The sequence below is a fragment of the Providencia heimbachae ATCC 35613 genome, from assembly GCF_001655055.1.
Lineage (GTDB): Bacteria > Pseudomonadota > Gammaproteobacteria > Enterobacterales > Enterobacteriaceae > Providencia > Providencia heimbachae.
The window spans coordinates 95,221-111,360 of record NZ_LXEW01000011.1 but is presented as its reverse complement, the minus strand read 5'-3'; the positions used below and the strand labels follow the sequence as shown (position 1 = coordinate 111,360).

The 16,140-nt window shown below is 36.6% G+C and carries 16 protein-coding genes; 8 read left to right on the top strand and 8 right to left on the bottom strand.

Annotated elements, in window-relative coordinates; genetic code table 11:
* Window positions 1-93: 93 nt before the first annotated feature.
* The 3 genes from cuyB to M998_RS03020 all read left to right on the top strand — a co-directional run bounded on the left by cuyB (window position 94) and on the right by M998_RS03020 (window position 3,041).
* Window positions 94-831: a cysteate racemase gene (gene cuyB / locus M998_RS03030; protein WP_068907438.1), complete on the top strand. Its 738-nt coding sequence runs from the start codon at window positions 94-96 to the stop codon at window positions 829-831.
* 169 nt (window positions 832-1,000) lie between these two features.
* Window positions 1,001-1,942, top strand: a complete 942-nt coding sequence (locus tag M998_RS03025; protein WP_068442932.1) for an SPFH domain-containing protein — start codon at window positions 1,001-1,003, stop codon at window positions 1,940-1,942.
* Between the two features lie 286 nt (window positions 1,943-2,228).
* On the top strand, window positions 2,229-3,041 hold the full coding sequence (locus M998_RS03020) for a bestrophin-like domain (protein WP_068442935.1): 813 nt from the start codon (window positions 2,229-2,231) through the stop codon (window positions 3,039-3,041).
* Window positions 3,042-3,115: 74 nt separating this feature from the next.
* Here M998_RS03020 and ulaA read toward each other — a convergent pair whose 3' ends face one another.
* The 3 genes from ulaA to M998_RS03005 are packed head-to-tail and all read right to left on the bottom strand — an operon-like array spanning window position 3,116 to window position 5,139.
* Complete coding sequence (gene ulaA / locus M998_RS03015) at window positions 3,116-4,372, bottom strand: PTS ascorbate transporter subunit IIC (RefSeq protein ID WP_068442938.1); 1,257 nt, start codon at window positions 4,370-4,372, stop codon at window positions 3,116-3,118.
* Between the two features lie 11 nt (window positions 4,373-4,383).
* A complete protein-coding gene (locus tag M998_RS03010) occupies window positions 4,384-4,671 on the bottom strand; it encodes a PTS sugar transporter subunit IIB (protein WP_068442941.1) in 288 nt (95 codons plus the stop codon).
* A 21-nt stretch (window positions 4,672-4,692) separates the two neighbouring features.
* Window positions 4,693-5,139: a PTS sugar transporter subunit IIA gene (locus M998_RS03005; RefSeq protein WP_068442945.1), complete on the bottom strand. Its 447-nt coding sequence runs from the start codon at window positions 5,137-5,139 to the stop codon at window positions 4,693-4,695.
* 235 nt (window positions 5,140-5,374) lie between these two features.
* On the opposite strand from M998_RS03005, the gene M998_RS03000 reads away from it, so the two are divergent.
* Both M998_RS03000 and M998_RS02995 read left to right on the top strand, forming a co-directional pair.
* The gene (locus tag M998_RS03000; protein WP_068442948.1) at window positions 5,375-6,409 is read left to right on the top strand and encodes a LacI family DNA-binding transcriptional regulator; all 1,035 of its coding nucleotides are present in this window, start codon (window positions 5,375-5,377) and stop codon (window positions 6,407-6,409) included.
* Between the two features lie 206 nt (window positions 6,410-6,615).
* A complete protein-coding gene (locus M998_RS02995) occupies window positions 6,616-7,509 on the top strand; it encodes an endonuclease/exonuclease/phosphatase family protein (protein WP_068907472.1) in 894 nt (297 codons plus the stop codon).
* A 71-nt stretch (window positions 7,510-7,580) separates the two neighbouring features.
* On the opposite strand, the gene M998_RS02990 is transcribed toward M998_RS02995, so the two are convergent.
* On the bottom strand, window positions 7,581-7,871 hold the full coding sequence (locus tag M998_RS02990) for a hypothetical protein (RefSeq protein ID WP_068442951.1): 291 nt from the start codon (window positions 7,869-7,871) through the stop codon (window positions 7,581-7,583).
* Between the two features lie 1,096 nt (window positions 7,872-8,967).
* On the opposite strand from M998_RS02990, the gene M998_RS02985 reads away from it, so the two are divergent.
* Window positions 8,968-9,291, top strand: coding sequence for a hypothetical protein (locus tag M998_RS02985; RefSeq protein ID WP_232007507.1), 324 nt, complete (start codon window positions 8,968-8,970; stop codon window positions 9,289-9,291).
* Window positions 9,292-9,361: 70 nt separating this feature from the next.
* Here the strand turns inward: M998_RS02985 and M998_RS02980 are convergent, their stop codons facing one another.
* Together M998_RS02980 and M998_RS02975 are read right to left on the bottom strand one after the other, a co-directional pair.
* Window positions 9,362-10,990 carry an FGGY-family carbohydrate kinase gene (locus tag M998_RS02980; protein WP_068907435.1) on the bottom strand — a complete coding sequence of 543 codons (1,629 nt, stop codon included), beginning with the start codon at window positions 10,988-10,990 and terminating at the stop codon, window positions 9,362-9,364.
* Window positions 10,991-11,028: 38 nt separating this feature from the next.
* The gene (locus M998_RS02975; RefSeq protein WP_068907433.1) at window positions 11,029-11,757 is read right to left on the bottom strand and encodes an SDR family oxidoreductase; all 729 of its coding nucleotides are present in this window, start codon (window positions 11,755-11,757) and stop codon (window positions 11,029-11,031) included.
* A gap of 251 nt (window positions 11,758-12,008) precedes the next feature.
* Here M998_RS02975 and M998_RS02970 point away from each other — a divergent pair, with 251 nt between their 5' ends.
* Entirely contained in the window at window positions 12,009-13,049 is a 1,041-nt protein-coding gene (locus M998_RS02970; protein ID WP_068442965.1) for a LacI family DNA-binding transcriptional regulator, read from the top strand.
* A 54-nt stretch (window positions 13,050-13,103) separates the two neighbouring features.
* Here the strand turns inward: M998_RS02970 and fetB are convergent, their stop codons facing one another.
* Window positions 13,104-13,880, bottom strand: coding sequence for an iron efflux ABC transporter permease subunit FetB (fetB, locus tag M998_RS02965; RefSeq protein WP_068907431.1), 777 nt, complete (start codon window positions 13,878-13,880; stop codon window positions 13,104-13,106).
* A 15-nt stretch (window positions 13,881-13,895) separates the two neighbouring features.
* Window positions 13,896-14,543: an iron efflux ABC transporter ATP-binding subunit FetA gene (gene fetA, locus M998_RS02960; protein ID WP_068907429.1), complete on the bottom strand. Its 648-nt coding sequence runs from the start codon at window positions 14,541-14,543 to the stop codon at window positions 13,896-13,898.
* A 511-nt stretch (window positions 14,544-15,054) separates the two neighbouring features.
* Here fetA and M998_RS02955 point away from each other — a divergent pair.
* The gene (locus M998_RS02955) at window positions 15,055-15,816 is read left to right on the top strand and encodes an SDR family oxidoreductase (protein WP_068907427.1); all 762 of its coding nucleotides are present in this window, start codon (window positions 15,055-15,057) and stop codon (window positions 15,814-15,816) included.
* The last annotated feature ends 324 nt before the right edge of the window (window positions 15,817-16,140 follow it).

The window sequence follows — 16,140 nt, the reverse complement described above, 5'->3', positions numbered from 1 at the left end:
TTGCTATGCAAATTTAGCATACATTATAGAAACTCTGCAATTACCTAAGACTAACATTATGTCATTATAATATTTATTTACGAGGTGGAATATATGAAAAAAATATTAGGCATGTTGGGTGGGATGGGGCCGGGAGCAACAGTAGATGCTTTTTCAAAATTAGTTACTAATACTCAAGCGTCAAAAGATCAGGAGCATATTCCTGTTATTATTGTTTCTATTCCTGATATTCCAGATAGAACTGAAAATATTATTCATCATGGTCCTTCTCCGTTACCTGCGATGATAGATTCCCTGCGTATATTGGAGCGTGCAGGAGTTTCTTGCATTATTATGCCTTGTAATACAGCACATTACTGGTATGAAGACTTAAAAAGTTCAGTTAATATACATTTTATAAGTATTATTGATACCGCATGTAATAAAATAATAGAAATGGGTATTAAGCGTATTGCTTTATTAGCAACCACAGCGACTATTTATACTCAATTATATCAAGATAAATTAAAAAAACACAAAATTGAATGCATTATCCCTGATGAGATTAATCAATATAAAATAATGCAAAGCATTATATCTTATAAGGCAGGGGATTTAATCAAAGCAAAAGAGTTAATTTATCCCTATATTGATCAACTTAAATCATTAGGTATAAATAAGTTTGTTATGGGCTGTACAGAAATTCCACTGATACTTAATGAGCCGGCTAAAATTTATCCAAATGATTTTATTGATGCGACAGAAGAGCTGATTAAAGAAACGATAAGTTGGTATAATTTAAATGGGTACACAATTGATGATGAACTGAATAAAGTGGTAGAACACTATTGAAAAAGCTGATTAAGATAATACTTAATTTGTGATAACCCCTAAATACGTTAAAATATCTAATCAAATAAATCTAAATTATTTTAGGATTTTTACGCTTGCAGTTATTTCTCTAATAAGGACAATACGCTCCTCAAATATAATAAGATAATTGTTAGATAGGGATTTAATCATGCAGTTAAAGTCAATAATTACACTAGTTATAGGTGCCGCCATACTTTTAGTTGCGGGTCTTGTTGGTGTTAATTCGTATACGATTGTACAAGATGGTTCTGTTAAAGTAGGCACATTTTTAGGGAAAGTTGATCCGGTAGCATATGATGCTGGTCTTCATTTTCCTATAAATCCATTTACTAATTTTGATACTTATTCAACTAAGGATATCCGTGTTTCTTTAAAAGAATTACGGGTACCTTCCCAAGATAAATTAAAGTCAATTGTTGATATCACGGTTATGTTGCAATTTGATGGAGCAAAGGCACCAATGCTACGTATTAATGGCGGAACTGAAAGTGAAGCTCTTGATAAATATGTTCGTCAAAAACTAATCTCAACGATTTTAGAATTTGGTAAAGATGTTGCCAATGCGCAAGATTTATATACGGCAGATACTCAACGAAAATTACAAGAATCAATTCGTGATGCTATCCAAAGTTATGCATCACCTTATGGTTATACAATTAAAGAGATTATGATCCAAGATATTACGCTACCAGAGGTAGTACAAGAACAAGTTGTTAATACCAAAATGCGTCAAGAACAAATTAATCAAGCAAAAGCAGAAGCTGAAAAAGAGCGTGAATTAGCGCAAAAGAAAGTCGTTATAGCTGAGGCCGAAAGGGAATCTTCAGAGCAACAAGCGATTGCAAGAGAACGTAATGCACAAGCTAGCTCTTTTGCTACACGTCAGGAGGCTGATGCAAAATTATACGCGGCTCAGAAAGAAGCGGAGGCCAATGCAATTTTGCAACGAACGATTACCCAAGAAATGATCCGATGGAAACAGTTAGAAATTGAGCAAGTTAAAGCACATAAATATAAAGGTGAAGTACCCAATATTGTTGTCGGTGCTGATTATGATGGAAAAATGATTATGGATATGCGCAGTAATTGATTTGTTATTGAGCCGATTAATTCGGCTCAATTGATAAATAACGTAATATATCTCCTCAACTTTTCAAATTATATGCTGTTAAATATCATCAATAAGCGTATTGCTTGAAGAGTGGCGGGGATATGCTGAATAAGTGACTCAAGGAGCTATTCCTGCCTGAGCAATATCATTAAATGATTTATTACTGGATGTAATACCTAAAATAGGAAACTAAGTACTTAATAACTAGATAATTATACAATGAGTGTGATATATCATCAGAAAATAAACTCTATGGGTGTATTCCATGTTTAACCTTTCTGAATTCATTAATGACTCACCAATTGACTCTATACTTCTTTTTGTGATTACTTTTGTTTTATTAGTTATCGCCGCTTATGTGGGTAAATTTATTTTTAAACGTAAAAATGCACATGAAGAAGCGGCTGATGATGAAGCTAAAATTATTTTAGGCGCTATTTTATCATTGCTGGGTTTACTTATTGGTTTTGTGCTTTCTATTTCGATAAACGGGTATAATAATCGGCAGCAAACGGAAGAAAATGAAGCCATCGCTATCGGCAACGCTTATCAGCGAGCTCAATTGCTCGGAGATACGGATAGAATGGAAGCATCTAAACTACTACAGCAATACTTAGAAGCGCGCATCGAATTTTTTAAATCTGGCGTCAGTGATGAAAATAATCAATGGCGTATGCTTTCTCTGCAAAAACAAAATCAGTTATGGGAAATCGGTGTTAAAGAAGCCCATCAATCACCTAATCCTGTTGTTGCATCTGTATTATCTGCATTTAGTGACCTTTATCTTTCTCAACAAAAAACAATGGCCAGTTGGCGGCACCAAATTCCCAATGCAACCTGGTTTTTACTGATTTTTTTTGCTATTTGTTCGAATGTTTTAATTGGCTATAACATTCGCGGTACAAAGGGAAAAAACTGGTTAATACTTATCTTGCCTTCATTAACCACTTTAGCGTTATTTATGATCGCAGAAATAGATATCCCGGGAGAAGGGGTCATTCACGTGACACCGGATGATTTAGTTTTATTGCAGGATTTTTTATTTAAAGATGGTGCTTGGCTTGGCAAAGTAGAATAGTTTATGACTTACTAATATTCTTGGACTTTCTTGATATATTCCCCGCAAACTTATGCTTGCGGGGAATATTATAATTAACGAACGATAATACCTAATAAAATTCCGATAGCACCGAAGTCTGCATCACTAAAGGTCGTATTGGCAATACCAATGTCACCAAGAACAGGCAGTAAGAATACAGGTAAGAAGGTGATTAATAGGCCTTGAGCAAAAGCACCTAAAATAGCACCACGACGTCCACCGGTAGCATTACCGAAAACACCCGCAGCAGCACCTACAAAAAAGTGTGGAACTACCCCTGGAATAATTACTGTCATATTCAATGCATATAAAATAAACATCCCGATGACACCGGCGGCAAAGCTACTTAAAAATCCGACTAAAACCGCGTTTGGTGCATAAGGAAAAACAACTGGGCAGTCTAATGCAGGCTTTGCATTTGGGACTAATTTATCTGAGATACCTTTAAATGCAGGTACGATCTCCGCAATCACCATACGTACACCCTGTAGGATGATGTAAACACCTGCCGCAAAGGTAATAGATTGCATTAAGGAGAACATAAACCAGTTTTTACCGCCACTCACTTCACGTACATAATCACCACCCGCAAATAAACAAGTAATGATGAAAATAATGAACATGGTAAATGAGATAGCAACCGGGGTATCACGCAGGAATAATAGGCTTTTTGGGACATTCATGTCTTCAGTTGAATGTGCTTTATTACCAAATTTACTGCCGATATAACCGGCTAAAACGTAAGAAATTGTTGAAAAGTGACCAATGGCAACGTCATCAGAGCCAGTAACTTTTTTCATATAAGGGTGAGCGATGGCAGGGAAGAATACCATACAAACCCCAACAATCACGGAACCGACAGCGACTAACATGGTTCCTTCCATCCCAGCGGTTGCCAGAATAACAGCAATCATCATAGACATGAATAATGTATGGTGACCCGTTAGGAAGATGAATTTCCATGGTGTTAAACGCGCAATTAAAATGTTAATCAGCATTGCAAAGAACATGATCATCGCCATTTCGCGACCAAAGCTCTTTTGTGCAATAGAAACAATTGCTTCGTTATTTGGAACAACACCATTTATGCCAAATGCATGTTGGAAAATTGCTGAGAAATCACCTAAAGAACTCACAACTAAGCCAGCACCGGCACCTAAAATAACAAAACCCATAATGGTTTTGATGGTACCTTTAATGCATTCAGTAACGGGTTTCTTTTGAGCAATTAAACCAATTAATGCGATAAGACCCACTAGAATAGCAGGTTCTGATAATACATCTTGCATCAGAAAACGAAAAAATGACATATTGCCTCCGCTTACATCGCGCCGAGTTTATGTAAAGCGACACTGAGGCGTTCTTTCATTGCCACTTTGTCTATCATATTTTCGAGTGCAACAATTTCACCACCAACTTGTTGGGCAACGAGTTGCTCTGCAATATCTTTTGTACCGACAAAAATATCGCTGACAGTTCCCTTGGCTGAACCAAGATCAACGTGGTCAACATCCGCATTAACTTGCAAATCTTTTAAGATAGTCTTGATGCTCATTTCCATCATTAAACTTGTACCTAAACCATTTCCACAAACAACAGTGATTTTCATAGTATTTACCTTATGACTAAATTATTCGTATTTAGAGATGACATTAAGAATGTCATTTACGTTTTCTGATTGCATGATGCTATCAATATCATCTTGATTATCAAATAGCTCTGCAAGTTTAGCGATGGCGCCAATGTGGCTATTGCTATCGGTAGCAGCAAGTACGATAAGTAATTTGATTGGGTCATTACCGTCAGAGCCAAACTCAACACCTTGCTTAATCACAGTGAGTCCAAGCGAGAGCTGATTGACACCATCTTCAGGACGAGCATGGGGCATTGCAATCCCAGGGCCTAAAACATAGTAAGGGCCTATTTTTTCATGGGACTGAATGATGGCATCAATATATCTTGGTTCGATGAACTTATTATTAATTAATGGATTACAGGCTACTTTAATCGCATCACGCCAATCATCCACGCTTTCTACGACTTGAATGACGTTAGGTGTTAGTAATGTTGTTAACATTAAATTGACTCCTGGTATCGTTACACATTTTTTAGCTTTTATATTAAGTGAGTGAATAGTAGTGATCTATGGTAGCGCTATCTAGCTGTATTGTTCATTTTCGTGATAGCGCTATCATTTTGAGCAAATATAACCAATAAAAGCGAAACAAGGCGGTTTGTGGCTTAATTAACAAATTCAACCTGTGGTAAGTTAGTCACGATAAATATGAGGTTAAGCGAACTAAAAATATTTCATGCAAAAAATACGAAAGCGAAAAAATACAGGGCGAGTTACATTACAGGATGTTGCTAAACATGCTGGTGTAGGGTCAATGACGGTATCTCGGGCTTTACGCACACCAGAGCTTGTTTCTGATAAGCTGAGAGAAAAAATTAATAGTGCGGTCGAAGAACTTGGTTATATTCCTAACTCAGCGGCCGGGATTTTGGCATCAGGTCAAAGCCGGACAGTTGCGGTATTAGTCCCTTCATTGAGAGATAATGCTAGCTCAGTATTTCTGCAATCATTACAAGAAGTACTGAACAAAAATAGTTATCAAGTGGTTATTGGTAGCCATGACTATCAGCAAAAGAAAGAATCAGAGGTCTTGTTTACATTGCTGCAAAGCAATCCTGCAGCTCTCGTTATTTTCGGCGCAATTAATTCTGAAAATGTATTTACTTACCTAAAAAATATCGATATTCCCGTAATTAATGTCGCGGGGGAGTCAATACATCCTTTTACGTTGAGTATAAAAAGTAATATTGGTGAGGCGGTTAATTTTTTAACACGCTACTTATTGGAAAAAGGCCATAAAAAAATTGGTTACATTGGTGCGCAAATGGACAGCAAAATCCAAAGTCAGCAATTAAGTGGTTGGAATAAAGCGATGCTCAGTCATAATCAAAGTGCAGACCAAAGTATTACAACGCCTTATGTTGCAACCATGGATTTTGGGCGTCAGGCAATTAGTGAAATGCTCACTCGCCAACCCGATTTAGAAGCCGTTATTTGTAGCCATGAAATGATAGCTTTAGGTGTCATGTTTGAGTGCCAAAGAAGGTTGATTCAAGTGCCTAGAATGTTATCTGTTGCTTGTGTCGAAGGTTCTTCTAATTGTGATCATATTCATCCATCACTAACCTCTGTACGTATTGATTACAGTAAAATTGCGCGTGAAACAGCAAAAAAAATACAAAAGTGGTTAGCAGATGCTGACTATGATTATGAAGCTGTGCATGAAGAAATTATTTTTCCATATAAGTTTGAAGCAAGACAAAGTGCATAAAATATAATAATTGTTTTTTTTCATGTCGAAATAAGATTGCTAGCCAAGTCACTGTATCATTTTTATTTCATGGTAGCGTATAGGGGATGGTGGCTCATTACCATCCTGTATGGCGTGTACTATCTGATTTTATTCGTCGTATATTGAAAATACCTTCACATATAGATCCATTTTTCATGTAGATGATTTCAGGGGAAGTTATGAAAATAAAATTATTAAAAACAATAGTTTCAGCAGCAATTTTAGTTTCTTGTGGTGCGACTGCGGCCACAACAGGTTCTGAAGTTCTTATGGTTCAAAATGGTGGAACACCAAACAAAGTTTACACTCAAAATAAGCCTACAATAAAAATTGCTACTTATAATATAGGTAAAAATGAGCTTTCTCAGGATGTGAGCAATCTGAATAATCTGAGTAATGCCATCGCTAAAATAGATGCTGATGTTATTGTTTTAACTGAGATTGATAATAAAACGGCTCGTAGTAAAAACGTACATCAGCTAGAAGAAATAGCAAAAGCAAACAAAATGGATTTTGCTTTCGGTAAAGCACTTGATTTTGATGGTGGGGAATACGGAGTAGGTATTTTATCAAAGTATAAAATTGAAAAGTCCCAAGTAATTAACCTTCCATCGGGAGAAGCAGAGCAACGAGTTGTTTTATTGTCGCAGATTAGTAAACCGGGTTTCGATGCACCAATCATTATTATGGGTACTCATTTAGATTGGCAAAAAGATCCTACAGTTCGTATTGGCCAAGTTCGTCATATTTTAGATGCAAGTATTGGTGACACAGAAACGGGTTTCGACAATATAGCCGCTTCGATTAAAATTCTGGCTGGTGATTTTAATTCGACCGCCAATGAACAGCCGACACAAGAAATTCGTTATTTATGGAACCCTGTAGCGAAAAAGGGCGTTGATTATCGGACATGGCCTGCGGTTAATCCTGCTATTGATATCGATCATATTTTCACATTCAAAGGGCAGGTTTGGGATGTTAAAAATATGAAAATCCCTACAGATAGCCCAGAATTTCAATGGTCAAGTGTGAGTGATCACCTTCCTGTTATCGCAGAGCTAGAGTTACAGGAACAATAAACGGTCACAATAGAAATAGGTAGATAATAGCGAAGGCCTCTTAATTGCAGGCCTTCATCATTTATATCACCTTACTTTTTTTGTAACGCTTGTTGGCGTTGAATAAAGCGAGTTTCAGCAGTGGCTATATAACTTTCAATTTCTGCATAGATGCGTTGACGTTGTTGATTCAAGCTTGGATCACTCTCTAAAGCGGAGGTTGTTTGTTTAATAAATACATCTAAAAAATCACTAATACAGGAATATTTGTTAGCAATATTTGAGTGATAATATTGATATACATAGGATTCTTGGGCGTGACTTAATGTTGTATTATTTTTTATGTTATTGGTTGCAAGTAGTAATAATTGAATGTGTGTCATGGTTTGGCTTACCCTATTTTTAAGTGAATAGATGCTACATGACTCCAAGAAAATTTTTTATCACGAATAGTCGGATAATTTTATATTTACGTTATAGATTAATGGGGATAAGAATATTCTGTAAAATTATAAGTTGTTTTATACTAAATGTAATGGATGTGTCTATAATAGTGTCTGTTTTGTGTGGTTTTATAATTAAATATTCTTATGAGTTATTAATTGTTTATATTTTGTTAAAAATTATTTTTACCATAAAACAAAATGACCTTTGAATTGAAAAATACTCAATTCCTTTGTTTTCATGTGGATAAAGGTGCTTCTTATATAGTGTATTTATATATTTTTAATAAAATTATATTGCTATACTCATTTTTAATCATTTACACTCTTTTTTGTTGTTTTCTTTAATCCTCTATTAGGTATTCAATTTACCGTCATAATTACATTTACTCATTGAAAAATAACAATAAATTAAATTCAGTCTATATTTGTGTATTTTTGAAATAAAAGTTTTAAATATTATTTGCAATATAAGATTTTACAATTAACGCAATAATTGAGTAAATCAACGCAATTAATGCGTTAATTTACAATTTGAAATGGTTATTCTTAAATTGAATTATTTATTTATATCTTTAATATTAATAAAACTAAAGAATAATGAACAGTTAAGCTGAATTAGTGTTTTTATTATGTAAGTATGAAATATTTACATGCTAAAAAATACAAATTGCAACAGTTAATCTTTCGTTTACTATTTATGTTCTTTGAATAATGCTGATATACTTACTCACCTTAAAGGTAAAAGCATATAAATACGCTTAATGCGTGTTTTATAATTGTTTTTTATCGTTTTTACTAATGATGAGGTTTCTAGGTAATTATTACCTAAATTAGCACTATTTAATAAGATAAATTTAAGTGGTTTTTGACTTAAATATTACATGAACACTCTTTATTTACCTTTTGATATAATTTATTGGCATGTGGCCAATTTGTGGTAATACATAGTTTTATGAGAGCTTAAAATATGAATTTGATAAAATTGCTCACCATTTTGTTGCTAACGGGCTGCTCTTTTTTATTAGGGATCACAATGAATTATTCACCTACGCCTGATTTAATCAGCTTAGCTAAAAGTAGTGTTGAGGATTATTTGTCTTATCCTGAAACAGCATCATTTAAAAATGTAAAATATAATTTTATTCGTCAAACTGCAGATAAGGGCGATCTTGGCTATGTTTGCGGTGAAGTGTTTAGAGTCAAAAATGCAAAGCTTGAAGGATATAAAAAATTCGTTGTCAAAGTTTACAGTGGTCATGATGGAAAGATATCGTTATCCATACCTTTAGTTGAAGGGGATTATGATTTGTTGCCAATGGAGATGGCGGAGTCATTATGGCAAAAATATTGTTATTAACCCTTAATGTCTATTTTTGAGCATTAATTGAAAATAGAGAAAGTTGGTTAAAACTTTCTCTATAATAAGCCTATCCTTTCAGGTTTCTTGCACATTGCTGTAAATGTAAAAATGATACATAGCGAATGTTATGATGTTCTTGATAATATTCGTTAGCTTGGTAGGTCAGGTCAATACTTGAAAATTGGTCCATTGCTTCAGCAACATTCTCACAAACACCGCCAGCGACTGCACCTAGGATCGCGGAACCCAGTAAAACCGGTTCACTTGCTTGAGTTGAGATAACCGGAACGCCACAAGTATCTGCAAGCAATTGACGGATCAGCGGGTGCTGTCCTGCGCCTCCACTCACGACAATATTTTTAATGCTTGCACCGGACTGAGCTTGAGCTTCAATAATTTGCTTCAAGCCATAGCCGATACCGCATATGCCAGCAATATAGAAAGCCAATAAATTTTCTAGGCTATTATCCATTGAAAGCCCTGCGATTACAGCTCGTGCGTGTGGATCTGCAAAAGGTGCTCGATTTCCTAAAAATTCAGGAATGATATGGATACCTTTTGCTAATTCAACCGATTGGGAAGGTGTTGATGATTTTTCGAGTACCATGTCAGCCAACATTACGGGTAAAGACTTGCCTAGTCCTTTCGCCATAATTTTTGCATCAATGGTGGCTGGATGAAGAGAAAGTAATTGGTCGATGGCTGCACCAGCTGCACTTTGCCCCCCCTCATTTAACCACATACCTGGAACCATGGCGCAGTAGTATGGCCCCCAAACTCCGGGAATAAATACGGGTTCTTGAGTTGTTGTCATCGTACAAGATGAAGTACCAAATACATAGGCCATATTTGCAGTGGCATCACCATTGACACCAACAGTACCAATACCGCCTGCATGGGCATCAATCATTCCAGCAGCAACGGGAGTACCGACTAAAAGCCCCATATGTTGTGCCGCTTGTTCCGTTAAACCTTGGCCACAAGGCGTTCCGGGCTCAACAATTTCTTGCCCAATTCGGCTGAAATTTTCATCAGCAAGTTCAGATAAACCAATTTGCTGAAAATAACTCACATCCCAGCGTTTTTCATGAGCTAAATAAGTCCATTTACAGGTTACAGTACAAGTAGAACGCATTAATGAACCGGTAGATTTCCATGTTAAGAAATCAGCTAAATCAAAAAACTGCCATGCATTATCATAAGTTTGGCGGCGATTTTCTTTTAGCCACAAAATTTTAGGTGTTTCCATTTCAGGCGAAATTTTGCCACCAACATAATTCAAGACAGGGTGCTTTAATTTATTGATGCGCTCCGCTTGCTCGGTTGCACGATGATCCATCCAAACGATAATATTGCGATTTGCATCATCGCTAAGGCTAACAGAAATAGGCTGTTGATCATGGCCAAGCACCACTAAAGAACAGGTTGCATCAAAGCCAATACCGGCAACTTGTTGTGCAATTGCCCCTGATTCAACCATTGCCTGCTTTACGCTAAAGCAAACGGCTTCCCATATCTCGTTACTTGATTGTTCAGCAAAGTGAGCGTTATCACGGAAAAGGGTAATATCTTGTTTAGCGGATGCCAACATCTTACCGTTCATATCAAACACACCAGCGCGAGCGCTGCCTGTGCCAACATCAATACCGATAACGACTTTGTCATTATAGGGTGCTATTTTTGTTGAATTACTCATTTTTCCTCCTAATAGTGGGTATGCAATAAAAGGTGCAATTAGAGGTCAACACTATTGGGTAAAATAACTAAATCGCGAATTGTAATATTTCTTGGACGCGTCAGCATGAATAGAACAGCCTCAGCAACTTCAATGGGTTGCATTAAACTACCGTTAGCTAAAGCTTCTTCAAGTTTTTCTTTTGGCCAATCATCTAATAACGCAGTAACAACAGGACCAGGTAATACAGCACCAACACGGACACCGTGTTCAGAAACCTGACGGCGAGTAGAATGAACGAATGCTTGAACCGCAAATTTTGATGCCGTGTAAATAGGCTCCCAAATTACGGGAACCATACCAGCGATAGAGCTGGTGAATAGAATATCGCCTGACTTTTGTGCGATAAAGTGTGGTAGAACTGCGCGAACACAGCGGAATGCGGCATTAACATTTAAATTTAGGACTTTATCCCAAACATCGGGATCGCCTTCGGCTACGGGCCCACCAATGTAAGCTCCAGCATTAGCATGAAAGATATCTAATCTGCCTGCCTTTTCGATAATACGCGCTAACATGCCATCGACTTGTTCTGGTTTCATTAAATCGATAACTAATGGAATTGCATTTTCACCTAATTCTGCGACCAATTGATTTAGTCTATCTTCTGCTCGGTCAATTAGGACAACTTTAGCGCCTGCTTTGATCAGTGTGCGTGCACATTCGAGACCGATACCTGAAGCGGCACCTGTAATTGCAGCTACGTTGTTTTCGAGAGATATAGCCATAATAATTACTCCAATAATTATTTAAGTAAAAAATGAAAAAGCTTATAAATCAATGAAATAATAATTAGTCACAGATGAGGATTGGTCGCTATCTGGGGGGAGGTAGATATATTGTTTATCATATTAATAGACAGATAAAGGGTTATATATCATCTCTAATTTCATCAATTTCAATATTGCTCAATCGATGTAGCAGTATTGCGACTTTTCATCTTTGGTGTCAAGCTAGGAAAAAATGGAGATATAAATTTGTGACCAAGATCAGGCAAAATAAGAAAACAACGATCTACGACCTTGCAGAAATAGCGGGTGTGTCTGCGAGTGCAGTGAGTGCGGTATTAAATGGGAATTGGCAAAAAAGACGTATTAGTGCGCAATTAGCTGAAAAAATTATGCGTATCGCAGAGGAACAAAATTACTCGGTAAATAAACAAGCGAGCCTTTTACGCAGCAATAAATCGAAAATTATCGGTATGTTAGTGCCTAAATATGATAATCGTTACTTTGGTTCTATTGTCGAACATTTTGAAGAAATGGCTCGTGAACGCGGCTTATTTCCGATTATTACATGCTCAAGGCGAGATCCTGAGCTTGAGCTTGAAGCCGCGCGTGCCATGTTATCTTATCAAGTTGATTGGTTAATCTCTACGGGGGCAACCAATCCCGATAAAATTACGGAAATATGTAACACGTCGGGTGTACCGACTTTGAACCTAGATTTGCCGGGGACGTTAGCGCCTTCGGTCATTTCTGATAATTACAGTGGAGCAAAGGTATTAACGCAACGTATTTTATTGAAAAATCAAACCGTCACAGAAAAGGCAAAACCGCTTATTTTTATTGGTGGACGGCAGCATGATCATAATACTCAAGAACGTATTCGGGGGTTCATTGATGCCCATAAAGAGTTAAAAATTAAGGTCCCGAAACGTAATATTTTAGCTTGTGGATATGCGCCAGAAAAAGCAGAAAAAGCATTGCAGGATTATTTTTATCAGTATAAAAACCAAGCTGACTGGCAAATTGTACAAGGTGGAATATTTGTCAATTCAACAATATCCTTAGAAGGGGTGATGCGTTGGCTGAATCAAATGCAATTTATGGGGGAGTTTCAACCGAATATCGGTTGTTTTGACTGGGATCCCTTCGTTGCTTTATTAGGAAAGGATATCGAAATGGTCAAACAAGATGTGCCCGCAATGCTTGAGCAAGTTTTTAAATTGATTGATGAAGAAAATAACAAGATACAGCTTATTGAGGTACCGCCGATCTCGATAAGCAAGTTTCAATGAAATATTATAAAGTTACCGATTGCCATAGATACAAACTAATCGGTAACTAAAAAGTTATTTATTTAATTTTTCGATAAGTAATTGGTGTTGTTGATTGTAAAATTTAATATAAGTCATATACCCGGCTAAAATTGTGGAAAGGCTCGCCGTAGCCAGTAGCATAAAGGTCACCATTATTTGGTATTTTACGGCTTCTAAAGGGTCTACCCCTGCAAAAATTAATCCAGACATCATACCTGGTAGGCTAACAATCCCCACCGTTTTGGCAGAATCAACGGTTGGAATTAAAGCGGCTCTAATACTGTCGCGAATAATAGAGGATGAAGCAATTTTTGGTGTCGCACCTAGGCTTAGCATCTCTTGTATTTGCTGCTGTTGGCTACCAAAGCGTTGACCTAAATTATTGAAACATAAGCCGACGGCAATCATTGCGTTACCCGCTATCATTCCGGTAATTGGAATGACTTGCATAGGTGTAAATGCGATGGCGTCAGTTAAAATTAACACAAATAAAGTGAGGAACGTGCCTGCTGTAATGGCAATAAGCGCAGTGACGAATATTTTATCGATATACTTGCTTCTTTTTTTTGCATTCCACGCAGCGTTAAAACAAATAAACATGACGAGGGCAATAGTTAAAATTTTATGATCGACATTGAAGATATATTTTAGGATATAGCCAGCGATCAATAATTGAACAATGGCTCGACAAGTACTCCAAATAATATCTTTTTCTAATGATAGCTTTTCTTTGTGACTGATAAAAATGGCCACTAAGACTAACATGATAGAAAAACCAAGCGATTCATTTGAGATAGCAGGTTGATGCATGGTTATTTCCTATGATTATGAATGGTGGATTGGAAGCTTGATAATGTCGTCAGCATGAGCTATTTCATCTTGGTCATGGGTAACCCACAGTACCGCAATGCTATTTTTTACGGTAAGTTGATGAATAAGCTCATTAACATTGACTTTATTTTCTTCATCTAATGCACTAGTAATTTCGTCTAAGAGTAAAATTTGAGGAAGAAATTGGAGGTTACGAATGAGTGATATACGTTGTTTTTCACCACCAGAAAGCTCGTTGATGTTTTTTTCGATAATAGTATCCGGCAATGAGAAATAGTGAAGATCTTCTAAAATTTTATCTTTATTAAAGGATAACTGGCGAATTTGATAAGGAAAATATAAATTGTCATACACCGTAGAGCCAAATAAGGCGGGCGTTTGTGTACAGTAGGATACCTGCTGGCGGTATTTTTCAGGGGAGATATGGCTAATTTCTTGTCCTTCAAACAAAATTTGCCCACAGCTCGGTGAGATTAGAGATGCTATTATTTTTAGCAGGGTGCTTTTACCGCAACCTGATGGCCCTGTGATTAATTTGAATTCACCTGGGAATAGGTCAAACTGTACATTATCAAGAATTACCTTCTCATCAATGGTATAGCCAATATTGTTCAGTTGTAGCAGTTGTTTTTTTTTGTCCATGTTAATGTGACTCGCTCCACTTCAAAATACGTATTACACAATTTTACTTAAACTGATAGCGGTTGTGTTGCTCAATATCAATTTAGATATAACTAATATTATGCGCTAGCTAATGATAAATTTACACTATAATTTTATTTTAAATATCTGATTTGGTTTTTGATTTTCGGCTGATTAAATTCATTATTAATGAGTCTAATACAATTAAAATTTCAAGGTGAATTAACTACAAAGATGACGTTAATGTTATTTGATTCTATAAATAACTTGGATATACAAATAATCATTAAATTTATAAAACTGAACATATGCGCTTTTTTATTGAAATTAAAATTAATATGAGAGATGAATCATTATTTCAACGAGTAAATGTAGAAGTTAATTTATTATTTGGATATATTGATTAAATAGAAATTAAAAAATTTCATCTAATTATATTGATACGCAGTTATCATTAACGATTACTTCCATTCGTACCATAAATTCCGCCTCATGATATTAAGGACTATAAATGAAACAATTTAGTGGATATAACATCAATTTCTCGCTTGAAGGTAAAGTCGCCCTTATAACCGGAGGTGCCGCTGGTATTGGTTTTGCTATTGCAGAATTGTTTATTCAAAAAGGCGCTAAAGTTGCAATTGTTGATAAATCAGAAAAAGTATCTGATATTGCAGGTAATTTAAATCACGCTATTGGTATCCAATGTGATATCACTAACTCACATTCAGTATCAAAAATGGTTGATAAAGTCATCGAACACTACGGGTCATTGGATATTGTCGTGAATAGTGCGGGTATTGTTGCGTTAGCACCGGCAGAGTCCTTGAGTGAATCTGACTGGGACTTAACTATGAATGTTAACTTAAAAGGCACTTTTCTTGTTTGTCAAAAAGCAGGTAATGCAATGATTAAACAAGGAAAAGGTAAAATAATAAACATGGCCTCCCAAGCGGGTGTCATTGCTTTAGACCAACATGCCGCTTATTGTGCAAGTAAAGCAGCAATTATCGGTTTAACTCAAGTGTTAGCGCTAGAATGGAGTAAAAAAGGCATACAAACCAATGCAATATCGCCAACAATAGTGATGACCGAACTGGGTAAAAAAGCGTGGGATGGGGAAAAAGGTGATGCAATGAAACAACAGATCCCAGCAAAGCGTTTTGCAGAACCCTCAGAAATAGCGGCATGCGCACTGTTTTTAGCCAGCGATGCATCGGATATGATTACGGGGCATAATTTGGTTATAGATGGAGGGTTTAGTATCCAATAACGACATCCTCGTCATATTTCGAGCTATAGCGGCGTTGGCTACTTTCCGTTACTCGGGTCACATACTTGTGTATGCTCCCCGAGATACCGTCACTTGCCGCCTTGCTATAACTCGAACTCTTTAGAGGATGTATCCTTGTTATATTTCGGGCTATAGCGGTGTTGGCTGCTTTCCGTTACTCGGGTCACATACTTGTGTATGCTCCCCGAGATACCGTCACTTGCCGCCTTGCTATAACTCGAACTCTTTAGAGTATGTATCCTTGTCATATTTCGAGCTATAGCGGCGTTGGCTGCTTTCCGTTACTCGGGTCACATACTTGTG